The 23310-nt window shown below is 53.7% G+C and carries 22 protein-coding genes and 1 tRNA gene; 16 read left to right on the top strand and 7 right to left on the bottom strand.

Annotation, left to right across the window (positions count from 1 at the left end; genetic code table 11):
* Positions 1-426: 426 nt before the first annotated feature.
* Both HEP89_RS29500 and HEP89_RS29505 read right to left on the bottom strand, forming a co-directional pair.
* Positions 427-1431: a hypothetical protein gene (locus HEP89_RS29500; RefSeq protein ID WP_168693827.1), complete on the bottom strand. Its 1005-nt coding sequence runs from the start codon at positions 1429-1431 to the stop codon at positions 427-429.
* Positions 1432-1729: 298 nt separating this feature from the next.
* The gene (locus HEP89_RS29505; RefSeq protein ID WP_168693828.1) at positions 1730-2053 is read right to left on the bottom strand and encodes a hypothetical protein; all 324 of its coding nucleotides are present in this window, start codon (positions 2051-2053) and stop codon (positions 1730-1732) included.
* Positions 2054-2446: 393 nt separating this feature from the next.
* Between HEP89_RS29505 and HEP89_RS29510 the strand changes: the two genes are divergently transcribed.
* From HEP89_RS29510 to HEP89_RS29540, 7 genes are all read left to right on the top strand, one after another.
* Positions 2447-2686 (top strand): hypothetical protein, encoded by a 240-nt coding sequence (locus HEP89_RS29510; RefSeq protein ID WP_168693829.1) that lies wholly within the window; start codon positions 2447-2449, stop codon positions 2684-2686.
* A gap of 152 nt (positions 2687-2838) precedes the next feature.
* Positions 2839-3465: a recombinase family protein gene (locus tag HEP89_RS29515; protein WP_168693830.1), complete on the top strand. Its 627-nt coding sequence runs from the start codon at positions 2839-2841 to the stop codon at positions 3463-3465.
* Positions 3466-3681: 216 nt separating this feature from the next.
* Positions 3682-4035 (top strand): DUF3768 domain-containing protein, encoded by a 354-nt coding sequence (locus HEP89_RS29520; RefSeq protein WP_168693831.1) that lies wholly within the window; start codon positions 3682-3684, stop codon positions 4033-4035.
* 259 nt (positions 4036-4294) lie between these two features.
* On the top strand, positions 4295-5026 hold the full coding sequence (locus HEP89_RS29525) for a ParA family protein (protein WP_168693832.1): 732 nt from the start codon (positions 4295-4297) through the stop codon (positions 5024-5026).
* Positions 5023-5328: a hypothetical protein gene (locus HEP89_RS29530; RefSeq protein ID WP_168693833.1), complete on the top strand. Its 306-nt coding sequence runs from the start codon at positions 5023-5025 to the stop codon at positions 5326-5328. The genes HEP89_RS29525 and HEP89_RS29530 overlap by 4 nt, the downstream gene beginning before the upstream one ends.
* Positions 5329-5380: 52 nt before the next feature.
* Positions 5381-6454: a replication protein RepA gene (locus HEP89_RS29535; protein WP_168693834.1), complete on the top strand. Its 1074-nt coding sequence runs from the start codon at positions 5381-5383 to the stop codon at positions 6452-6454.
* A gap of 778 nt (positions 6455-7232) precedes the next feature.
* Complete coding sequence (locus HEP89_RS29540; RefSeq protein WP_168693835.1) at positions 7233-7880, top strand: hypothetical protein; 648 nt, start codon at positions 7233-7235, stop codon at positions 7878-7880.
* On the opposite strand, the gene HEP89_RS29545 is transcribed toward HEP89_RS29540, so the two are convergent.
* Positions 7877-9649, bottom strand: coding sequence for a type IV secretory system conjugative DNA transfer family protein (locus HEP89_RS29545; RefSeq protein ID WP_168693836.1), 1773 nt, complete (start codon positions 9647-9649; stop codon positions 7877-7879). The two genes, HEP89_RS29540 and HEP89_RS29545, sit on opposite strands and share 4 nt — an antisense overlap.
* A complete protein-coding gene (locus HEP89_RS29550; protein ID WP_168693837.1) occupies positions 9649-10470 on the bottom strand; it encodes a hypothetical protein in 822 nt (273 codons plus the stop codon). Before HEP89_RS29550 ends, HEP89_RS29545 begins: the two co-directional genes overlap by 1 nt.
* Before the next feature lie 219 nt (positions 10471-10689).
* Between HEP89_RS29550 and HEP89_RS29555 the strand changes: the two genes are divergently transcribed.
* The 3 genes from HEP89_RS29555 to HEP89_RS29565 are packed head-to-tail and all read left to right on the top strand — an operon-like array spanning position 10690 to position 12232.
* Positions 10690-11556 carry a MobA/MobL family protein gene (locus HEP89_RS29555; RefSeq protein ID WP_168693838.1) on the top strand — a complete coding sequence of 289 codons (867 nt, stop codon included), beginning with the start codon at positions 10690-10692 and terminating at the stop codon, positions 11554-11556.
* Positions 11557-11568: 12 nt separating this feature from the next.
* Positions 11569-11907, top strand: a complete 339-nt coding sequence (locus tag HEP89_RS29560; RefSeq protein WP_168693839.1) for a hypothetical protein — start codon at positions 11569-11571, stop codon at positions 11905-11907.
* A gap of 10 nt (positions 11908-11917) precedes the next feature.
* Positions 11918-12232, top strand: a complete 315-nt coding sequence (locus HEP89_RS29565; protein ID WP_168693840.1) for a hypothetical protein — start codon at positions 11918-11920, stop codon at positions 12230-12232.
* Between the two features lie 7 nt (positions 12233-12239).
* Here the strand turns inward: HEP89_RS29565 and HEP89_RS29570 are convergent, their stop codons facing one another.
* Both HEP89_RS29570 and HEP89_RS29575 read right to left on the bottom strand, forming a co-directional pair.
* Positions 12240-12575, bottom strand: coding sequence for a hypothetical protein (locus HEP89_RS29570; protein ID WP_168693841.1), 336 nt, complete (start codon positions 12573-12575; stop codon positions 12240-12242).
* 1 nt (position 12576) lies between these two features.
* Complete coding sequence (locus tag HEP89_RS29575; protein WP_168693842.1) at positions 12577-13467, bottom strand: phage integrase N-terminal domain-containing protein; 891 nt, start codon at positions 13465-13467, stop codon at positions 12577-12579.
* A 1025-nt stretch (positions 13468-14492) separates the two neighbouring features.
* Here HEP89_RS29575 and HEP89_RS29580 point away from each other — a divergent pair.
* From HEP89_RS29580 to HEP89_RS29590, 3 genes are all read left to right on the top strand, one after another.
* Positions 14493-14564 (top strand) — tRNA-Gly (locus tag HEP89_RS29580).
* Positions 14565-14878: 314 nt separating this feature from the next.
* Positions 14879-15223, top strand: coding sequence for a hypothetical protein (locus HEP89_RS29585; protein WP_168693843.1), 345 nt, complete (start codon positions 14879-14881; stop codon positions 15221-15223).
* Between the two features lie 103 nt (positions 15224-15326).
* Positions 15327-15818 carry a hypothetical protein gene (locus HEP89_RS29590; protein WP_168693844.1) on the top strand — a complete coding sequence of 164 codons (492 nt, stop codon included), beginning with the start codon at positions 15327-15329 and terminating at the stop codon, positions 15816-15818.
* Between the two features lie 1449 nt (positions 15819-17267).
* Here HEP89_RS29590 and HEP89_RS29595 read toward each other — a convergent pair.
* Positions 17268-20243 (bottom strand): Tn3 family transposase, encoded by a 2976-nt coding sequence (locus tag HEP89_RS29595; protein WP_168693848.1) that lies wholly within the window; start codon positions 20241-20243, stop codon positions 17268-17270.
* Positions 20244-20403: 160 nt separating this feature from the next.
* On the opposite strand from HEP89_RS29595, the gene HEP89_RS29600 reads away from it, so the two are divergent.
* From HEP89_RS29600 to HEP89_RS29610, 3 genes are all read left to right on the top strand, one after another.
* The gene (locus tag HEP89_RS29600) at positions 20404-20979 is read left to right on the top strand and encodes a recombinase family protein (RefSeq protein WP_168693845.1); all 576 of its coding nucleotides are present in this window, start codon (positions 20404-20406) and stop codon (positions 20977-20979) included.
* Between the two features lie 415 nt (positions 20980-21394).
* Complete coding sequence (locus HEP89_RS29605; RefSeq protein WP_168693846.1) at positions 21395-21919, top strand: PAS domain-containing protein; 525 nt, start codon at positions 21395-21397, stop codon at positions 21917-21919.
* A gap of 45 nt (positions 21920-21964) precedes the next feature.
* A complete protein-coding gene (locus HEP89_RS29610) occupies positions 21965-23116 on the top strand; it encodes a HAMP domain-containing methyl-accepting chemotaxis protein (RefSeq protein ID WP_168693847.1) in 1152 nt (383 codons plus the stop codon).
* Positions 23117-23310 lie beyond the last annotated feature (194 nt).

The raw sequence follows: 23310 nt of genomic DNA on the forward strand, positions 1-23310 counted from the left end.
CACAGAGCAACAAATTCCTGAAGGATTCAGGTCGTTGCGAAGCCCAGGTCGGATCCTTCGGACAGCGTGATGTTCACAGTCCGTTCGAGCTTAGCGCAGGATTTTAAGCAAATCTTGTTCTGACCCCAACATGATGTTCACAATCCGTTCGTCCTTAGCGTGTCTGCGGGAACAGCTCCTGTTCTGACCCCGAATAGCCAGTCGGTCATTTGATTGAGGCATCGAGTAACTCCAATTACAAGTCGCCCATATGGGACAATGACTGGATTGTCGGCTGGTCGTGAGGCCATTAAGTGCTAGGCGGCATTTTAAAGTTGTTATAAGAATAAATTCTATAATTACACGTATTAACAAGAAGAGCACTTACATTAAGTGCGGTTTATTTTCAGCGCAAAATGTATAATAAACATTGTTATGATTTATATATTAAATTTCTTCTGAAAAATTATTTTCATCATTATCAAAGTCTTCGTTAGTTCCATTGTATCTGCGCCTAACCCTAGCTGCGAATTCTTCGTATGAAATGTTTTGATGTCCAAAGCTGGAGAGCAAATCTTTATATTCATCGAACAGAGCTCTTTGTTCTGGAAGAACGGCCGGTAAATTTTTGCCAATGAAATTCCTCAACGGGCCATCTGGTTCTGTGCCAAGCGTAATATCTGAATAGCCAAGAAGCCTCTTATGTCGCGCGCGACTAGCGAGGTCCTCGGCGGTTGATGGATATCTTTGGCGTAATGTTTCCCACGTCACAGCCCCGCATCTACGCAGCAGGAGTCCTGTCACATATGGAATGCGGCGAGCGATGAGAACGGGGACGATATCGAGCGTCGTGCACTTCCTCAGGAGTTCCAAAATTTCTTCTTGGTGCGGGTACAGCCAATGGCGAACGTTCTTCACCTCAATTCCAGCCCATAAACCCCGTCCTTCTTGACTTCTCACCAAAAAGTCGAGTTTTTGCTTATTGGGTAGCTCTCTCGCGCCTAGATGGGAAGGCGGCTCTTCCTTTGAATAGAGTGTGCTGTCGTCATGTTCGTTGAGGTCTGTGAACCTCCCGAAATAATCAAGGTGATCCTGTGCATCGAGAGCTTTTTGGACACAGATTTCCAGAGACTGTCCTACGCGCCTGGTGAACCGCTGCTCCCCCACCTCCTGGAAGACAGGCAACTGCTCCTGATAGCGTTCCTCGACAAAGTCTGTTGGCGCGTCGCTCAAATGAAACCAAGGCACACCGTCCCGGTACGACCGGATAATTACACCCTCTTTCAATAGCTGATTACGAGCTTCGGAGATGAGATGCGGATTGATGCGTTGGTTATATGGGCCAGCGTCGGCAATTTTGTGCTCAATTGTCCGCATAACGGCAATGCCATGAGCGCCGAGAATTTTAGGGATGCGCCGCCGCGCAACTTCCACCCTAACTTCCCTACTCATCGCTGGTCTCTTTTATATAGATATAGAAGTAATCCCTGGGCGCAGCTGCGCGGCTCGGGGTACTCAGATTTCCGTTCAGATACGTAGATCATGGTTAACGGAATCCTTATCGGAAATACAAAACGGTTAATGCGGCAATAAACTTCCAATTCCGCCCGAGGAATCCGGAGACGGATGAAAGTAAAATTGCTGGAATCCGCTTGCTCAAGGCGACGTGAAAGCAGACGTGCGTCGGTTGAGCTTCCATATGTACATCGAGGTATTTTGTATCTGGAGGCTTGTGCACCATCGTCAGTCCTCACAGGCTAGAGATGGCTACATTCCAACCAAGATCGGTCAAAACGTAGCGACCATGTGTCTGGCCATCGTTCTTGCAGTAGATCGCCAGGCCGCGTTTTTCCAAAGTCCGATGAGACACCAAATTCCGGATTTTCTGACTGAGGCGGTCATCATTCCGATTTTCCAGAGGAGCCAAGTCTTCTCGGGAAGGAATAAGTAATTCACGCACATGAGGGGCAAGTTCATGAATGGAAAGGCCCGAATGCGGGTCGCCATGCTCGGCAATCACTGAAACCGCAGGATGCACCAATTCGGCTTCAGAAAGCGGTGCTGCATTAACCATAGATGTAGTACCTTCCTTGGCGGAAATTCAAATCTATGACTCTAGATGTGGGGATTCGCCGTCCGCAATCAAGGTAAAAAATCGTCGAATTAACCCTTTCCACAGGGTGAAATGGACGCTTTAAGTTGAAATCGCTTGTAGCACTGTCTAATTTGACAATACTTATCTGCGGCCTATCAGTTCCAGTAAAGAGTTCCAATTTCTGATTTTCAGGGAGCTTAACAAGTTAGAGGTCATAATTTTTCTGATTTTTATCAGAGCCTTTATTTACTCACGTAGCTGACAGAGCACTCAAGGAGTCAGGTTTGCATTCCCAAATAGAAGAAATTTCCTCATCGGAAGAGTTATGGAAATGGAATTCGGGGAACTAAATAAGCATGTAAAGGAGACAAAATGAGCAATTTGCCAACAGATGCTGAAGTAGAACGCGCAATATTGAACGAAATAAAGAAAAGGAAAGTTCGCGCCGGAGAGATTTTCCCTGTTCCACAGGTCAGTGCCGACCTTCAGCAAGAAGGTTTTTCTGGCGAGGAAATCGCGGCGGCATTCGAACGTATGGTTGAGAAGAAGTGGCTAGAACCTTCTCATGGGCCTATGGGAAAACTTTTGGAAGAAGGCTTCAAGGTCATGTGATTGGAGCCTGAGAATCCTAACGGACAATCACTTCCATTTAGGTATACCTCAAGAGAAGTGAGTCAACGGCACTTCGATAAATAGTGTTTGACGACTTAAATCGAAGGACTCACAATCGAACCACTTAAATCGAAGTGAAAGTCCCCTGCCCCATGTTCATCCGCGCTTACCTCCGGGCCAGCACCAAGGAGCAGAACGCGGCACGCGCCCAAGACGAACTGCAGGCGTTCGCGGTCGCTCGGGGTTGGACGATTGCCGCCAAGTACATCGAGAACGAGAGCGGTGCCACTCTCAAGCGTCCGGAGTTGTTCAGGCTCCTGGCGGATTCCCATCCTGGTGACGTTCTCCTGGTGGAACAGATTGACCGTCTTAGCCGCCTTACTGCCAAGGATTGGGAGCGCCTCAAATCTGAAATCGCCACCAAGCAGGTGAGGATTGTGGCACTCGACCTGCCAACCTCATGGGCAATGTTGACCGCCGAGCAGGACGACCTGCACAGGCGCATCTTCGAAGCCATCAATAGCATGATGTTGGATATGCTCGCCGCTATCGCCAGGAAGGACTACGACAGCCGGAGGCACCGTCAAACGCAGGGCATCGAGGCTGCCAAAAAGGCCGGTGCCTACAAGGGCCGCAGAGAGAACACCGAGCGCAACGCCGCCATTGTCCGCATGCTTCAGGACGGTCAATCCTGGGCAACCATCCAGCACGCCACAGGCTGTTCAAGTTCCACCCTGCAACGACTTAGCAAACGTATGAAGGCAGCGAAGGCACCGTAATGAGCAGAGCCTAGTTCAACCGGATAGAGACTAGGAGCCCTTCAGGTTTGTCATGTTGGCTTTCGGGCTGATGCGTCGGATTCCGGGCGCACCCTAAGCGGTGGGGAGAGGCTGTCCATACCCTGCCCGCACACCCGAGTTGGGCAGGACAGCCGCCCCTACCCCCGCTTTTTTGGGAGGTGCGCTCCGGCGCATCAACCAACGAAAGCACAAGCCATGACAAACCTGAACACTCTCCGTATCCGCGAACTGAACGACCTTCTGCGCACGACCGGTCACGACGGTCACATTCATATCACCCGAGGGATTGCCACCCTTACAGGATATGCCCTCCCCTCAATTTTGAACGCTGTACGGAGCTTCAGTGACTTCACACCTGACAATGACCCACACGGCGAACACGACTTCGGCTCCGTAACCGTCGCCGGTCATCATGTCTTCTGGAAAATCGACTACTACGCCCCCAACATCGACGGCGAGTTAGATTGCGATGGCAGAGCCTCGGAAGACCCTTCCAATCCAGACAAGACCATACGCGTCCTCACCATCATGTTGGCCGAGGAATATTGACCGGACGGCTCACACGGGCCGTCGTTTGCCGCTCGTGTGTCGCCGTTCCGCATCACCCCCCACGGGTTTTACACGCGGGAAATCACTCCACTTCAAGGCATTGCTTTCGTCAGATTCTTCATATTTTCAGCACACTAGATAGGTAACTCTAACTTTAACGCTAAAGTTAGAGTTACCATTCACATCACCATCAACATCAAAGTTAATGATACATTTAACAATAGCGCCTAGGATTCTCTCAACAACCAAAGGACCTGCCATGTTCACCATCACCTTTGCCAACCCGAAAGGGGGGTCCGGCAAGACCACTTCGGCCATGCTTCTGGCCGAGCAAATCCACGAGGCTGGCGGTTCGGTCGCCATTCTTGACTGTGACCCCAACCAGAACATCATCCAGTGGGCTGCACAGCGCCAGGACGACGGGAGGGGGGTTCCGTTCCAGATTACGCCGCTCCCGAGTGAGGCAGCCTTTCTAGACACGGTGGAGAGCATTCAGACCAAAGCCGATTATCTGATCATCGACCTTGAGGGGACGGCATCCACGCTCGTAACCTTCGCCATAAGCCAGTCCGACCTGGTGCTTGTTCCCTTCGAACCCACACCGATGGAAGCCCGACAAGCGGCCCGCGCCGTTCAGTTGGTCCGGAGCACAAGCCGGGCGATGAAGAAGACCATCGGCCACGCCCTTGTCCTCACCCGCGTGAATGCGGCTTTCCAGACGAGCGACGAAAAAGACGTGCGCAAGGACATGGAAGCCAGCGACGTGCCGGTATTGGAAACGGCAATCGTGCGCCGCGCCCCGTACACCCGGATTTTCCGCGAGGGATACCTTCTGCGAGAGTTGTACAACCAGGCTAGTGAAGAGGTGAGGGACAGCACACCTTCCCAACAGGAGAGGGCCTTGAAACCCCTCGCTTCGGCCATCGAGAACGCCAAGACATTCGCCCAGGAGGTTGTCAACAATCTTCCCCGGCAGGAGGCGGCAGCATGACGAATTACGGATTTGGGGCCAAAGTAACGGCCGATACTGTGAAGCTTCCCCAAAGCAGTCCGAAACCTGTCGCACCGGCCCCCGACATTGCCGGTGTCCTACAAAACGGGCAAGAGCTGGGCTTTGTGTCTCGCGAAGCCAGCACGCGCCGTAAACCCGGCCCGAAACGGACAGAACCTCAGGACAAAATCACCGTTACCGGCCGCAAGCGCACTATCGACCGTCTCAAGGCTTACTGCGACCGGGAAGGTGTATCCTACTGCGAGGCTATCGAGCGCCTTCTGGACAAGGAAAATCGCTGAAAAATTGGGCGCCCACATAGGCCGATAGAAGCAAATCAGATAGCCTCACCGTATGAACGACTTTGACGAATCACTTATCCGCGACAGCGATTTGCGCGAAAGGCTGGAGTCAGCCCGCACAAGCATGGATAGGCGTATCTTCAAGACGTATGCCAGTAGCCTCGTATCGACCCAAGAAAAGCGAGACGCCGAGGCAAAAGCCGCACAGGAAAGAGCCGCTAAACTGGCCGCTATGCCCCGCGAGAAACGCCGCAGGGCTATCATCCGCGAAGTGATTGAGAACGAAGGGCTGTCTACCGACAACCTTCGTTACATGCCCACGCCCCTGGCGATTTGCGGGTTGCCCTACAAGGCCTTGCCAGACGGGGAAACTGAGTTCGAGCGCAAGCAAGGCCGCATGGCTGTCACCGTCACCGCTGGCAAGCTGCGTTCTCCGGACGGGCAAAGGGTCCAGCAGCCCATTCCCTACGGTCCCAAGGCCCGCCTCATCATGGCGCACCTGTCCACCGAGGCTCTGCGCAACAATTCGCCCATCGTGGAAACTTCGGAGACCCTTTCCGGCTTCATGCGCGATATGGGCTTCGAACCCCGTGGCGGTCGCAACGGCAATATCGAACCGTTCAAAGAGCAACTGCGTGCCCTCGCTGCCTGTCGCATGGAAATCAGCACATGGGACGGCAAACGCTCCGGACAGGTGGACGTAAAGCCTTTGAATAAGGTTGAACTCTGGTTCCCCGAGAACGCCAATCAAAAATCTTTATGGCCGACCACCATTGCTTTTTCCGAAGATTTTTACCGCGAGCTGAAGAACCACGCGCTGCCCATCGACGTGCGTGTGTTGCGCGCCTTGTCAAATTCAGCCCGTCGTCTCGACCTGATGCTTTGGGTCACTTATCGCATCACGCGACTGCAAACCAAACTGGTGTTGGATTGGAAGCCGCTCAAGAGCCAGTTCGGGGAAGGGTATACCCGCGACCGCGCTTTTAAGGCTGCGATGATTGATGACGTTGCCGCCCTCAAAGAGATATTCCCGAAAATCCCTCTGAAGCTGACCGAACGTGGCCTCGAGATGGAGGCCGCCGACGCCACAGCCCTGGCAATTCCCAAACGCACCTTGAAAGCCTGAGTCACAGCACGAAAAAGGTAGTTTTTTCACACCTTTAGCTACGCTGATTAGGTGGCGCTTTCGAATATCTAATTGCCCCTGTTTTCAAGGATTTGAGGGAGACACTACGCTGATTAGGTGGCGGGGCCACGCTGATTAGGTGGCGTGTCACCTCCTATCTACGCTGATTAGGTGGCGGGGTTACGCTGATTAGGTGGCGCTTTCCACGCTGATTAGGTGGCGCCCTATATATAAGGAACAGAAAGACTCCAGAAATGTCTCTACAGAAAGCTCTTTACAGAAACCCTCTTACAGAATTTCAGAAAAAGGAGATTTTCAAAATTTTGGATTAGTTTTTGAAGGGGCTTCAAACGTAGAACGCCACCAAGTTTCCCTGATGGCGTCCTAATCCTTTACGGTCATCGGCTTCCCAGCCTGTACCGTGAGTGAATTGAATCACACAAAGCTTCTCTTGCCAAGAACTCTGTTCCGGATAATGCCTCAGAGGCTCTAGGAAGCTCGTGGAGGCGTTTTTGGCTATCAAGACAGGGTTTCGGTGCCTACGCTTCTAAAAACCGTCCTAATCCTTTTTCAAATATCCTCGGGGGTCTGGGGGCAGACAGCCCCCAGGGGGTAGGTGTTGCACATTCGAAAATTTGGAGGATCGACCGGCCGAGCCCCCTGCAACCGGCGCGGAGCGCCCGCGCAAAAAATCCGCTTGGGCCAGCGTCAGAAACAGCATTGACGGCCATTCTATTTCGTATTCACTAACCGAGGGTAGAAAACACAGGGGGAATAAATGAACTGGTTTAAGGATCTCTTTTTCGGAAAACTTGATAACAGTGCGATTTACAAAGAACTTCCAGAAATGCGCCGAAGAAATCCTGCTTCAAGGTCAGCACATTTTCTACAGAAAAGAAAGGAATATGAAGAAAAATTCGATACTTATCTAAAGATCTCAAACGAGAAAAACTTGCACGCGGACAATGTAAATAAATATAAATTCATGGTTCTAAAAAATCTATATAGCCATAACGAGACCGCGTTGCGGGAATACACCCAGTCCGTGGAAGGAATGGTGATTGATGCATGCTTTAGATGGATGAATAGCGGCAATGATGTAAAGAACCAAACTTGGAGGGATGTTCTCAAGGAATTGGAAAAAGATGAGGTTGTAAAAACACTTCTTCCAATAATATTTACTGAAGAATTTGCATCTGCATGGGAAGTTGTAAAAGTAAAGAAGATAAATTTAGAGAAAGAAAAAGAGGAGAAAAGATACAAAATAAAGCATGTAATATCAGAATTAGAAAGGGATCATTCGCGTAAAATGTCATTATTTATGAGTATGAGTCCGGGTATGAGCCGAACTGAATTGTCCATATCTATAGACAACACTGAGCAGCATATTGCTATATATAAAGAAGAATTACGAAAACTAGGCTAATAACTATTCCGATGAAAGAATTTCTTCTTTAAGATGAGAGGTTGCTCTCCTGATGCAAGGACAAAGATGCTGTCTCGGTGATTAGGACCAAGTATCTCTGTCGCCGCAATGTGGGCAGTCTCCTTTTTGTTAAAGATGTTATTCGCCTTTCCAAACGCCTTTTCGATTTTCTCCGCTGTCGCTGCTGACGGGTTCATGTACATGCGCACATCACAGCTATCCATCATGCCGTCACCTACGCCGGGGTAAGCTTGCAACAATTGCTCGGGGTACTGGGCGATCATCCAGAGCTTGATGCCATATGACCGGCCAACTTCTAGAGCTTCGCGGATAGGCTCCATTTTTCCAAGGCGCGGTAGTTCGTCGAGCAGGAACAGGACAGGTGCGCTTGTTTTCTCATGATGTTGCATCAATCGCCGGACATGCTGACCGACGATGACCCGTAGCAGCGGCGAGTAGGTTTCAACCGCGTTCGGCGGAATACACAGGTAAAGGGTAGGGTAGGGTGCGTTGCGGAAGTCTTCTGGCCTCCAATCCGTACCGGTTGTGACTTTTTCGACCTTGGGTCCCTCCCACACCTGCAGGTGTTGGGAAGCTCCCCCAAGCACGCCTTCAAACTGCTTCGGCGCGTTTGAAGCCATCTGCGAAAATCGGGCGGCAGTCCGCCGCATAGCGCCAGGATACCCACTTTCGGGCGCCTTGACGTGCTCTAGCATATCTTCCAGGTCGATCGTGGCGACGAAGTCGAGCACGGTTGCCATCGTTCGTTCGTGCGGCTCTCCGGCCGACACGACAAAGGCGATTATGAGGGTGAGCAGTTCTTTTCCCTGAGACTCCCACGTGGCATCAGACTGGCTTTGGACAACAACAAGCAAATCTGCGAGGAACCGTGAACTCTCCCAAAGCTCGTCCGGATCTGCATCTACAAAGGCAATTGGATTGTATCGCGAGCTGTTACCCGGTTCGACAGGGTTGAAGCGCAATACCGGCCCGACATGCTGTTTGCGCCATTCAGCTGTGTTGGCGAAACACTCCCCCTTGATATCGAGCACGATGGCGGGCCCCCGATAGTGTTGCAGCGTCGGGAGAATGTGGCACTGCGTTTTACCCTTCCCTGGAGGGGCAACCGTTAAGAGTGAGGCCTCTCCGCGGTAGTACAGCAATTGTCCCTGAGCGTTCAGTCCTAGTGGCAGATGAAGTGGATCTGGTTGGTCGCTGAATAGTGCGGAAGCGTGAATTTCCCCCGGTCTCGATCCCACATATTTGGCGACCCAGGCGCGCACGGCGGGGGAAGGACATTCTCGGGCTAAGGCCGCCAATCGGCTGATTTCTGGTGCGATTCCCGAAAAGGAGGGGGGGATCTGGTTTCTGTGTCCAAAGGTCGAGAGTTGGTGGTATTCGGGGAATTGGTGTCCGATCATTGGTGGCGCAACACGACGTACGTTTGCTTTTCCATCGGCATAGGTGATGGTGGCAATAATATGCTCCGCGTTATCGCGGTCGATAGCACCCAAGCCTGCGAGTACCATGACAAGTTTGAAGGCAAACGCTTCCATCTCGGAAAACTCATGAGCCGGACGGGAGAAAAGAAACGGGTCTGGATCTTGCTTTGTCCAACTTGCACTGATGACCCGCATTGGGTCAGCGAACGTGTCCTCTGCCATTTCAATAAATTGCAATGAAGGGTCGTCGTTCGCTCGAGGCGTAGGTTGACCCATCGCCGAAAGCCTAGCTTGCAGACGCTCCGAAGGAAGAAGTTTTTTTTCCATTAGAAATTTCGCCAGTTTTCCTCAAGGACGCTTATCAGCTCAATTTTGCCCTCGTGCATATATTGCACCATGTCATCACCGCTTATTTTGTATGAGTGGTGATTTTTGTCTCGGATCTCAATCGTTCTCACAGCACCCGTTGCGATGTGGAAACTGGTAACTCGCGAGTGATAGCCCCCGCTTGGAATGGCGTCTTCGCTGGAAGACGGGGAAAGATCTTCATTTAGGCTGATTATTGCGCGGTAAGGAAAATCAAGAGTAGCGGGCAAGGTCTCTTCTATGGGTTCAAGTCTAGGTTTCGAGCCGTCCTCGCCGAAATTCAGATAGAAACAGATTCCCGTCATGTCGCTCTTGTAGAGGCCACTTTCCAGCCGGAAGCCCGCAGGGTTAAAAAACGGGTCTCGCAGCAGCTCAACGAATTGGGGAAAATAGGTGTCCTGCTTTCCTTCGAGGCCGTCTGCCTCGAATTCATATCCCGAAGCTTGAACGATTTCATCGTCGCAACCATCGTACATCGGACGGAAGCTTGCTTGGGCGTCTGAACCGGAACCTAGCTCCAGCCATTTCATGTCCCAACTTTTTTCGTTGGGATTATAGCGCATTTTGCCATTGCGATACCAAGAGTAAACCCTGCCGCCGGGTTCCTGTATTCGCGCTTTCTGATTGGCGACGTCTACATAGACATTAGCACCCGCAGGGACTCTGACATTCGCATGTACACCCTCGTATCCAAATTGTTCCATTTGCTGATCGTGAGGCCTTAGCCAGGGCAGGTTAATGATCGTGTCGCTTTGAACTGTCTGCGGATTGTATGTCTGCACTCGCGATCTCCCAAGGCTGCAGCGGAAAATGACCAGCAATACGAGCTGCACAGTCGGTTGCAGTCAAGTTAGACTTCTCGTCATAAGGCAGCTTCTTTTTGGTGGCGCTGGCGGTAGTGAATGCCTTGCCTAATCAAATAGCAGATTGTAGCTTAACGTTCTTTAGTGCGCACTTATGGGTTTTGTCCCAAAACCCGAAGCCCCACCAAGGTTTTTGCCGTGGCGATCTATAGTCTCAATCATAAACCAATTGGAAAAAGTACTCAGGAAAAGCCCTATACGACCGGCGCTCATATCAACTACATCACCCGTAGCAGTGCTTTGGGAAAATTGGATGGTGCCCGAATGCCCTTGGATCGGGAGGGAGCTCGGTCATTTTTCAACAGTGCCGAAGACACCGGCAGAAAGAATGGGCGTGTATCAGATAAGATCATGCTTGCTTTGCCTCGAGAGCTAACGGCAACACAACGTCATGAACTCGTAAAAAGCTATGCAGAAGAAATTACCGACGGTAGAGCGGCATGGATTGCCGCTCATCATGACAAAGGCAAGGATGCAAATAACCCTCACTGTCACCTTGTAATTCGTGACCGAGATTTGGAGACTGGAAAGCGCGTTTTTGGAACCACAGAACGCGGTTCCACTCAACGGCTACGTGACCTGTGGCAAGACCACGCGAACCGTGCCCTGGAGCTTGCAGGTCGAGCCGAGCGTATCGACGCTCGGACCCTGAAAGCGCAAGGAATCAAACGGGAGCCTCAGATTCACCAAGGCCCTCGGAACAGAGCGTTTCTGGAACGAGGTCGCTCGCCAGTATCGCGAAGGCGTACATACCGCAACGGTGCTGGTGCACGCACCCCATTCCGGCAAGTTGACTATCCTTCCATCGACAGGGGGAGAATGCGCCGGGAATACTGGCAGGAGATCGACCGAGCTAAACTCTTGGACGAACTTGAGCAGCAGCGCGATATACACGTGCCGCCACCAGAAGGGCGCGGAAAACAGACGACGATCCAAATGCTGAAATCGAGGTCTAAATCCGGACCTAGGAAACGTTGGAGCGACCGAGAATGGGAGCCGGACTAGTAGTGAAATATATTGCCAAAAATACTGATGTTGGCACAATGCGCTATGGGTCGAAGTATAGATGATGAAGGGATGCTAGCCGCCGAGGAGTTTTTGTTTGAAATAAGTCAGGACAAACTCAGTGCTCAGAGGCAGATCTCCACGAACAAGAAGCTACTTGCCGAAGCGGAAGCATCAGACGAGAATTTTAAGATATGTATCGAGCTCGCTGAAACGGCATCCGAAAGAGAGAGGTGGGAGCGTAATCTTGAAGATTCTATAGAGCTTCAGATGATCTTAAAAAAACGCATCACAGTGCTGGAAAAGGCCCTTCTAACCTTTGAGAAAGCGGTTCGTATTTTCCGCAATTGAGGTTTGCATCATGTCTCCAAAAATTTACGCCGAAGACCTCCATAAAATGGAAGTAAAACTGGAAAAACTGGAGCAAGAGCGCGCCCGTCTTGAAAATTCCTCACCGCTCATGCGCCGGGTGCTTAAGCACAAGATGGTAGAGCTGGACAACGAGATCGGCGCCCTGGGCTGGGAAATCCAAGCCGCCCGTGAGCATGTTCGCGAAGACCCCGTCTCCTCAGAACAATACGAAAGACTTTTGGCGCAAAAGAAACAAGAACGAGAAGAAGCGAAGAAGAGGGCCAATCAAGCCAAAAAACGGGATATGGAGCGGGAGCCGGATTGAGTACAGTTTAGTCTGAATGACCTTTGGCATCAGTTCCCCAGCTCACTCTAAGGTATTTTTCGGGCTCGCCGTTGACCTTCTGGCGCGTTTGCCATTCCACTAGGAATCCGGCCCGTCGCAGGGTTTCTACCATTGCGACGGCTGCTGTGGCGCCGGATAAATCCATTGGGTTTTCCGGCTCAAAAAACGCGGCTGAAAGGCCAGCGGCAGATGCTTCCGACAACACGTCGTTGACGTTGGCGATGCTGAAAACCTCACCGGCCACGCGCTCACGGGTTTCCCGTGTGCGCTCCCGCATCCGGTCGAGCGCTTCTTTCGCGTCAAAGGGTTTTGTCACGCTCATATCACGCTACCTTCCGGGTTTGGGGCGCGTGACGGCGGCCCAGGTACGTGTCCGTGATATCGAGACGGCCATGCCCCAACTCTGACGATATGCGCAGGCGGGCATGCCGGTCGCGTCGTTCTTGTGGGGGCGTCATCTGGTTGACCGTGGGGCCACCAGCGGCCGGGCAGTCCCAGCCCGTAAGGGTTTTGTAGCGCCATTGGGCATAGCGGTGGCGATAGCCATGCGCATTCCGGACACCGTGCTTTAGGGTGTTGTTTTCGTAGTGCTTAAGGGCCTTCACATAGTTGCGGCCGGGGCCAATCAAACACCCGTCACCACATACCCGGTGCAGGTCGTCGAGTAGCTGCCGCTGCCTCTGATGCCACACGGGAATTTCGCGGTAACGGCCACCTTTCGTCCAGCTTGGTTGCAGCACCAGGCGGTTGCCCTGGTCAGCGGTGCGCGGCCGCATCTTCAAAGCCTCTTCACGGCGAAGCCCGAAAAGGCGCTCAGCCTGCAACGCCAGGCTCACACGCGGGTCAAGCGCATCGAGCACATCCCGCGTCAATTCTTGAGCCTTGTTGCCGCTGAATTTCTCGCGTGGCGACAGGCCGAAAATATCGTTCGATTTTGGGAGCAAAGAAGCCTTACCCACCTTCTCAGACCACCAGCGCACCCAGCCGAGCCGATTGCGTATCGTGGCATCACTGATGCCCGAGGCCTTCCAGCTTCCGACAAGGGCGTGCACGTGTTTGGGAGCCAGGTTGCGCGCGGCCTTCACCTTGTAGCCCAGCTCATGCAATTCATCGGCTATCTGTTGAAGGCCCCGCGCCCGTATGGCTTGCGTGGCAAGAGACCCTTCCCCACATCGGCGGGTCAGGTTCTTCAGGTCAAGGTTTAAGCTCCTCATGCTTTTGTCTTTCGGTAAGTTTTAATGACCAGTCGGTGCCATATCAGGCGAGCCGCTGAAGCTCCGGAGAGCTTCCGAGGGTCGGTATTTCGGTTAGCTAGACGTACTCTTCCGTTCCCTAGTGTCTCCAATCGTTTGGGGTTGCATTCGCGGCCTGGGGCCGCCGTCTCATTTACGGCCGTTAGGTCGTGAATTGCGTTCGTTTTGGTTGCCTCCCTGGGCATTCCAGCGCCGTGCCCGTGGGGCCGTGCATGTCTTTGGATTATTGTTCGACATGTGAGCAGGGGTCTCCCCCCGCAACTGGATTTGCGGCATGGTCTCACCATGCTCTGCGGTTCTGTGTTTCATCGTTAGAGTTCCTTTCAAAAGTTGCGGCCACGCATGGCCCTGATGTCTCCTGCTGGTTCCAGCGAGTGCCGAGTAGCACTCGCCAGGCACTTATGCGGGGACAGGCCAGCGCGCCTAACATTTGCTGACAGTATCGGCCGAGGCCCCCGGTTTTCTTGGCTAATGCAGTGCCCATCAGGGGCGACGGCTGAAAGACGTTCGCCCTGTCACTACCTGGCAAGCGGTAGTGACAGGGCTGGGGCTATGCCCGGCCCTGTGGTGGCCTTGCAACGGTTGTTGCGGCCATTGGGAGGGACACCCTCCCAAACCCGCCCCTTGGCCGTCTCAGACGGCCAGCAGGGCTTGCAGCCCCGCACCCTGCTTTTGCGGCCTGGCGACCGCAGCGGGATGGAATCCCGCATCTGCCGTTTTCGGGCTGGATTCGCGATGCTCATCCAACCGCTCAAACCGCAAGAGAAGCCCCGCCGCTGGTGGCATCCAGTGGATGCCGCGCCGGGGCTCGCCGCTTCACGGCGACACGCTGTTGCGGAGGCAAACCAGGTCTGAAAATGAAAACGCACCGCTGATAGCGATGCGTTTCTCCCGGTTTCCGACCCGGTATTATGTTACCACCCCCACCCTTTAATGGAAAGCACCCCTTGTCGCCTTCGGTTGGCGGTCGGGTGACGCCCTCACGCGCGTCAGTAGCTCAATGGCAGAGTGCCCGGTTTCCGACCCGGGAGATGCGGGTTCGACCCCCGTCTGGCGCTCCTATCAATGCCGCTTGCCCACGCTCTTGCCATTGTACCCGACCGCACCGAGGCGCAAGGGGATGCTTGTTTTGTAATACCCCGCCCATGGGTGGTTGCTGTGTGCCGGCGCCGGCATCATCCCAAGAGGTTGGGATGAACCTGGGGGCGCTGCCCCCAACGCCGTGTCAAGGGGCCGTGTCCTCGCCCCTTGGGCTGCGGGCCGCACCAACCCCTTGACACTCTGCCCCCCGCGTTCGCCACGTGGCAGGGGTGCAAGGGACTTGCACCCCCGTCAAAATTGGGTGCATCAATGAAACAAAGGGGGCTTAGCAATGCAGTTCCAGGAAAATTACACCAAACCTCCCTCGGGCTGGGTCGGTTTCCTTATCGGAGCCTTGATATTTGGCATATCGGTGCTCATAGCAATTTGGATTTCTTATTCCCTCTATGATTTCGACCATAAAAAAGCGTGGCCGTTGTTTATCGCATTTCCTTTGGGTTTTTATATTGGCGCGGCTCTTGGAAGTGAAATTAATCATAAGAGAAGAAAGGGATTCGCAGAGGCGAATGGATTAACTGTTGAATATAGGTCTAATACTTTTGGCAATGGCTCATCCTTTGTTGGGTACCGAGACAAGAAGGGTAATCTAACATCAGGGTTGCCTGTTGAATCTTAAGCTGAACGGCACGGTTTGTGTGCCATGACAAAAGGGCCACAGCCAGTCACACCTTGTCCTGGCTGTCTCTTGCCACCCTGGTGGAGCCGGGACAGGATTTGGCATGTTCCGATTACCAGCCGCGTTGAAAGCCAAGGGCGAAGAGGCCGAGGCCGCTTTTCGCGCCTGGCTCAACTGGTCCGGTGTCGCGTTTCTCTATGTGGAGCAATCGCGGTTGAATGTGCCGGAGCGGTTGCGAGGCAAAATCAAACGTCCGGATTACATGATTGGCATCCCCCATGCCGGAATGATGGCCATCGACGTAAAGGCCAAATCTGCCTATGACGACTGCCTACTGTTCGACGTGGGCGAGCTGAAGAAACTATCCTGTTTTTCCGACTATTTTCATGTATCGGTGAGCTTTGCCTGCTTGAATCTCGACGAGCCCGGTCGGTTCTATTGGGTGCCCCTCAGCGCAATGGCTGGCCGCGCTCCGGAGAAACGCGGGAGGGCTTGGGTGGTACCCTTCCCCTTAGCCGAGGCCCTGTCGGTGGCCACGGCCGAGCCGTTCATCACTGCCTACGCTCGATTTAGCGAGAGGACACTCGGCTTGTAACAACCGATCCAGGAGGGTATTTGGTATCTCGTTAGGAGAGGTAAGGCAGTTCTCACAAATCGGGGAACCTAGCTAGGGTACCAGTGAGGGGCACCATGGGATGACCCTACCCTAGAAAAAACTTGCCCCAGCGGTGTGCAGAGCAGTGACCAGCTGGGGGATACATGGTCTATATGGCATAGACCCCTAATAAATGCAAGGCCATTCCTGACACATGCCCCTCGTTGATATCCTCTCTACAGACCGCTTCTCCACCTACCTTCAGTGGTCCCAGGGTGATGTCGCACTAGGGGAACGCCTCTATAGCTACAATGTGCAACTGTCGTCTGACTTCTATGCTTCATTGCATATGTTGGAGGTAGCCCTGCGCAATAAGGTGGATGTGGCTCTTACCAATGCTCATGGTGCAGGGTGGCTCTTCGATAACCGTGTACTGGTTGAGCAGTACCAGAGGGGGTGTGTTGCCCAGGCCCAGGCGACCCTACAGCGCGAGGGAAAGGCTGCCACCCACAGTCAGATGGTAGCCGAGCTTAATTTCGGCTTCTGGAGTTCCCTTTTCGGCCCTAGGTCCAACCGCCTTTGGGGAGTTCTGCGACCTGTGTTTCAGACCCCAGGCCTTCAGCGCGCTATGATATCAGGGAAGCTGCGCGATTTGCGGCGGCTTCGGAACCGTATCGCTCACTATGAGCCAATTCTAGCGCAGCCGATTTCAAATCTTCACCAGGACACCCTTGATATGACATCTTGGATGTCTGTCGATGCGGCGGCGTGGATCACTACCCATTCCAATATCAATTACCCGGCCACTCCCCTGATCATACGAGACCCTCAGAGCGGGAATGACATATTTGACCACGCCCTAATCGGTCATTTGCCCGCTTAGCGACCGGCTGGCGGTCGAAAAGCTGCCTTTTCCGCAGGAAACTAGGGGATTTCTCTCCTCAATATTGAAAATCGGCACGCGAGAACATATAAGGAACAAGTCTCTGGGTGGTTTCAAGACACTGGCGGGGACCGAGACGGGTTACCAGTGGGCGCGACCTTAGCCCAAGCGCAGTCCGAAAGGCAGAAGCGTGGTCGCCAGCAGCTCATCCGCTGCTGAAAAGTAGCTGCCAACCTCAACGCCGGATGACTAGGCAGTTGAGGGTCCGTAAGCGAGGGGTCGGCTCCGGTGAGCAGATAACTACGCTGAGGGCATCGGGACTAGCTCGGGTCGCAAAGACCGGGGGCTAGTCGTCCTATGTCCTTTGCTTCAGGATCTCACCAATGAGCAGGTTACATAACCCTCAAACGAATTTCAGGATCAAGACCAGAGTCAGAGCGAAGAGTAGAAGGCACACAACAGCAAATCGGCCTTCGGCAGAGCCTTCCAACAGGCGTCCCAGTCGAATAGGGGTCAGAACAAGATTTGCTCCCGTAGACACGCTAAGAGCGAACAGATTGTGAACATCATGCAGCCCGGAGGATATTTCCAGTAGACCGCAACGTCCTGAAGCCTTCATGTATTTGTTGTTCCGTGTCCCAGGAGTAGATGCCGGTCAGATTGATATGCTCCCAACTGAGCGGTGAGATGTGTTTCAGCACGTCATCGGGAATGTTCCGGCCTTGCTGACGTAAATGAGCGACTGCCCGACTGAGATAAACGGTGTTCCAGTGCACGATGGCACTGACGACCAGGTTGAGCCCGGAAGCCCGGAAAGCCTGGCTGTCATAGGAGCGGTCGCGGATTTCGCCGCGTTCGTGGAAGAAGACGGCACGTTTAAGTTTATGGGCGGCCTCGCCCTTGTTGAGACCAGCCTGACACCGCCGGCGCAGCGATTGGCTCGAATACCATTCGATCATGAACAGCGTCCGTTCGATGCGGCCGATCTCGCGGAGCGCCTTGGCCAGGTCATTGGCTTTCGACGAGGTTGCAAACATCTTGAGTATGGTTGACGGCGCGACAACTCGCGTGGAGACCGACGCGCCCAGGTGCAAGAGATCGTCCCAATTCTCGAGAATGAGCGTGATGTTGATCGGAGTGCCAATATGATTGGCCAATGCCGGGTAGGTATCGGCTCTTTCGAAGGTATGGAATTTCCGGTCCTTGATGTTGCGCAGCCGGGGAGCGAAGCGCTTTCCGACGAATGGGAACAGTCCGAAGACCTGATCGCTGGCGCCGCCGGTATCTGTGAAGAGTTCCTCGATTTCGAGGATGGTGTCGTGGTCAAACAGCCCGTCCAGGACATAAACGGCTTCACTCTCGGTTGGGCTGATCGGCAGGATGCTGAAGTAGCCGTACTGATCGGAAAGTCCACTGTAGAATTTCGTGCCCGGTTCGCTGCCGTAATGCAGGTTGATGTCACCGCGCTTTGCCGCCCGATCGCTGGCCCGGAAGAATTGACCGTCGGACGATGCGGTCGTTCCGTCGCCCCAAAGGCGCGAATGCGGATGAAGCGTATGTGCATCGGTCACGCAGGCCTGCGCCGCTCGATAGGTCTCGGACCGGGCGTGGAAGGTTCGCATCCAACCTATTTGATGGGCGCTGATCCCTTTCGAAGCTCCGGCCATGCGTTTCGGGCCGAGATTCGTCCCGTCCGCGAGAACGCCGGCTAACATCGCCGATAGGTTCTGAGGAACGTCACCCGTGCGAACATGGGTGAACTGGTCGGCAAAGCCGGTCCATTCATGCACTTCCCGGAGCAGGTCAGGAATTTCGACGAGCGGATACATTTCGGAGATCTCGGCGTTCAAGTCTTCGGCCGCAGCGGGAACATCCCTGGCATGCGGCGTCACGATCAAGGTTCCCGCATCGAGCCTGACACCTTCGAGCTTTCCATTGCGGGCACGATATGCCAGCCGCTTGAGATTGAAGTCCATCATCTGCTGGACTTCGTTCAGCCAGACCCTGCCGTCCCGCTGTACCCCGAGGCCTAGCCTGTCTTCCTCCTTTAGAGCGACGAAGGCGGGTTTTGGCATAAGATGTTCATCAATCGGCCGGTACGCCCGACTTCCTTCGACCCAGACATCGCGAGATCGCAGCCGATCGCGCAACAGCGCAAGCGTCGCGATCTCGTAAAGCCGCCGATCGGGCTTTCCTTTCTCGAAGATCAGCTTCCTGTCCGACTTTGCAAGATGGGCAACCGGAACGCGTTCGGGAAGAACACGCCTGCCTTCGGCATAAAGCGATCGCAGTACCGCTATTGCGGCCAGCAACGGATCGTGACGGCGGCGAGATTGAAAAGAAAATGTCTGGAGGAAAGCTGCCGCATATTTGCGAAGGTTGCCGTATTGCTCGGCCGCCAGTGCCAGCGGGGAAGCGCTGCTGCTTTCGACGATGGCTTCGAGGCCTGGCTTGATTTGCAACAACCGGTACCAACCGACCTGCCGGTTCAATGTGTCGATCGCATCTTCCCCTGAATCGTTGGCTGCCTGTAAAGCCACGATCGTGTCGAGGAACAGCTGTAAAGCCTTCGCCGTTTCGGCGCGTGTGTTCATATGGCGCTGCTTTTTGCGATTGTTGGCCTTAGAGAACAAACGGCCGATCAACTTGATCAACATGGTCATCGCGTCGTCGGTGAGCTTCTGACCAAGCTTGATGACCTGCGCCACCATTGTCGCGCGCCGCCGGCTGGCGGTAAAGTCGTTGGCGAGCCAGGCCGGCGTGGCATTTCCCTCACGAACCATCTGGTCCCAACGTCCAGACGGAATACGAGCTTGTAATCGGGGATTGATCGCGAGCGAACGCAGAAAAATGACGCGTTCTGTCAATCCGACCAGGTTCAGCGCGCCCGGGGCCTCCGGAGCCGAATTCAGCCAGTGAAAGCGCGTCTGACCGATGACCGGGTCGACGGCTAGCAGGTCGTCGAGAGCCTCCAGCGTCTCCGGTGCTAGATCCGAGATCAGGCCAGCCTCGGCACGCCGCCGGGCAAGAGCTCGGCCTGCGATCCCGATCTTCTCAATGGAATGCTGAGACGGAAGCAAGGCACATCGGTCCCGGAAAGCCTTGATAATCGCCTCGGCGATCGGCAACCCCTTGTCCCCAGAAGCGGCGGCGTCTGTAGCAGCAACCAAGGCTGCACGGCGATCGTCCTTATTCGCGAGGTGCAGACCGAGATATTCCGTCAGATACCGGCTATGATCGAACCTGGTTTGTGTCCGCGTGGCATAGATGGAAAAATGTCGCGGCTCAATGTCGAGCTGATCGGCCAAATATTCGATGATCACCGTTGGTGGCAATTCGCCCTCGCCCAAGAGGCGGCCGGTGTGACGCATGACACAGAGCTGAACGGCAAAGCCCAGTTGGTTGTGGGCGCGTCGGCGCAATTCGCATTCGAGGCGATCGCCTGCATCGAGTGTGTAATGACAGATAAGGCTGTCTTCATCCACGGCAAGCCCCAGCAGTGTTTGTGCCTCACTGGCATTGATTAGTTTCCTTCGCCCCATTCGCCTGCTCCTAACAATCGACACGCCTTGCAACCAGGTAGGTTTCCTGTCCAAAAACGAGCATTTCCGGACAGGGTAAAATGAACTGTCCACAAATTACCTTGACGCGGTTCTGGACAGGGGAGATATTTCGGACAGCCTATTTGGACGAAATTGACCGATGCCACGCACCTTCGCCTATGTTCGGGTCTCCACTACTGGGCAAACCACCGAGAACCAGATCCAGGAAATCGAAGCTGCTGGCTTTGCCGTTGAACCTCACCGGATCGTTCCAGAAACAGTTTCCGGCAGTACAGCTATCGCGCAGCGCCGGGAATTCTCCCGGCTTGTGGATCGGCTCGAGCCTGGCGACGTGCTGATCGTCACGAAACTCGACCGGCTGGGCCGCGATGCCATTGATGTCAGCTCGACGGTCAAGACGCTGGCCGATATGGGGGTGCGTGTTTATTGTCTTGCGCTCGGCGGTGCCGACCTTACCAGCTCGGCCGGAACGATGACCATGCACGTGCTCAATGCCGTTGCCCAGTTCGAGCGGGACGTGCTCGTAGAGCGAACGCAATCCGGACTTAGACGGGCGAAATTGGAAGGAAAGACTCTCGGACGGCCCACGGCACTCGGTGAACAGCAGAAACAAGAAGCCCGTGAGAACCTCGCCAACGGGATGAGCGTGTCGGCCATAGCCAGGAAGTTTGGCACAAGCCGTCAGACGATCATGCGAGTGCGCGATGAAGATTAGAGCGCTGCTCACACTCAGAATTGAGCAGTTTGAATAAGGACCCCAAAATAGGCGAATTATTGCGAATAAATTTAGGCGATCTTGTGCACTCTCTTCAAATGTACTTGTAAAAAATATCTAGTATGAAAGATTGATTGTAAGTCAGAATTATTAAATCAAAGATTGAATTTCTTTGCAAGCAAGTATTGTTTGTCGTAAAATGTCAAATTTTCGTCTTTTTGTAATATTCCGTTAAGTCATCTCCGCCTATCCAAATATAGGCATTTTGCTCTGAGCCTAACCACGCGGCGACTAAACTTCCACAGCAGGGTCGGCGCTCAGTTTGGTGGGATGAGCCCCCTAATGCGCAATAATGCCGCTCACAAACTCTGGCTGGCTTGCGCTAGAGATGCGCAGGCTGACATTGGAGCCCGGTATGGCTAAAGACGTAATTGTTACTGGAGTTGAGAGATTCTTCGAAGAAGATGAGATTATTGTCAGCAAGACGGATCTCAAGGGGCGCATCACCTACTGCAATGACGTGTTCCTGCGCATTGCCGGATACACAGAGAAGGAGTGCCTTGGGCAACCTCACAGTGTTATCAGACATCCAGAAATGCCCCGCTGCATCTTTGACCTGCTTTGGGAACATATTCAGGACGGGCGAGAAATCTTCGCCTATGTCATGAACCGCTGCAAAAACGGCGATCACTACTGGGTTCAAGCGCACGTCACTCCAAGCCGGGACCGCTCCTCAACAATCGTCGGGTATCATTCGAACCGCCGTGTTCCCGACCGGCATGTTCTCGAGAATACGATCATGCCGCTTTACGCGGAGCTGCTTGCCGAAGAGCGCCAACACGGCAATCGCAAGAGCGGTCTGCAAGCCTCGAAACAGCGAGTCGATGACATGTTGGCCGAGCGCGGTATGCCTTATGACGAGTTCATAGCATGTCTTTGAGTTCAGAAATTCAGCTGATTGGACAAATTGCGCGAGGGGAATGTTATGCTGGTTGGTGACAACAAGTCGGCTGTCAAAAAGGCACTCAAAGTGGTTGAGCGAGTCGCGGAAGGCGATTTCGAAGCCCGTATCCTGAACATTACGGAGAGGGGCGAGGCCGGCAGGCTGCTGCATGCCATCAACCGGATGATCGACAGGTCCGATGCGTATGTCCGTGAGACCAAGGCTTCGCTCGAATATGTCGCCCAAAACAGATACTATCGGCGCATTTCCATCAGGGGGATGACAGGTGCCTTTGGGGAGGCCAGCGAAACCATCAATACAGCTATGGAGGCAATGGAGGGCCGTGTCACCTCGTTCCGCGAGGTGGTCGGTGAATTCCAGGCACAGATGGCGAGTGTGGTCGAATCTGTAGCCTCTGCTTCGACACAACTGGAGGCAAGCGCAAAGACAATGAGCGCTTCGTCGACAGCCATGAATGAACAGGCTTCCGTGGTCGCCGGCGCCGCCGAGGAGGCGTCAAGCAACGTAAATTCCGTCGCTGCCGCTACCGAAGAAATGACCCAATCCGTCAATGAAATCAACCAGCAGGTTAGCCAGTCAGCCAAGATTGCCAGCGAGGCCGTCAGCGAAGTCGAACAAGCCAACACAGGCATAAGTGCGCTTTCCGAGGCCTCGGAGAAGATCGGCGAGGTTGTCTCTCTGATCACCGATATCGCCAATCAGACAAACCTACTTGCGCTTAACGCGACAATCGAAGCCGCAAGGGCCGGCGAGATGGGCAAGGGGTTCGCCGTGGTCGCATCGGAAGTCAAGGTGCTCGCCAGTGAGACGGCAAAGGCAACTGACGAAATTGGCTCGCAAATCAAAGAAATTCAGACTGCGAGTGCCCAAGCGGTTGAATTCATTCAGTCCATCGGCGTTACGATCTCCAAGGTTAGCGAAATCGCCTCGGCAATTTCCGCCGCGGTGGAACAGCAGGGAGCTGCGACTTCGGAGATTTCACGGAACATTAATCAGGCGTCCGTCGGCGCGTCGGAAGTCAGCTCCAATATCGGCTCGATTAGCAGCATGGCCGGCGAGACCAGGCAAGAAGCGGATCAGGTGATGAGAGCTGCCACCGATCTTTCAGGCAAGGGTGTACTTTTGCGCGACGAAGTTTCAGGCTTTTTGGAACAAGTCCGCAAGGTTGTTTGAGCACTGGCGGAACAAGAGCAACAGTCTTTGCGAACTCTCAGGCGCCAACACCTAGTTTCCGCAACATGGGGCCAGAACAAGATTTGCAATAAATCCTGCGCTTAGCTGGAACGAACACCGAACTTTCGATTCGACCAGTCTGATAATCGCGACCTGCCACAACAACAGTCTTCATTTAAGGAGAAATTCGCACA

This window comes from Labrenzia sp. 5N, assembly GCF_012395805.1.
In the GTDB taxonomy this organism is placed as follows: Bacteria; Pseudomonadota; Alphaproteobacteria; order Rhizobiales; family Stappiaceae; genus Roseibium; species Roseibium algicola.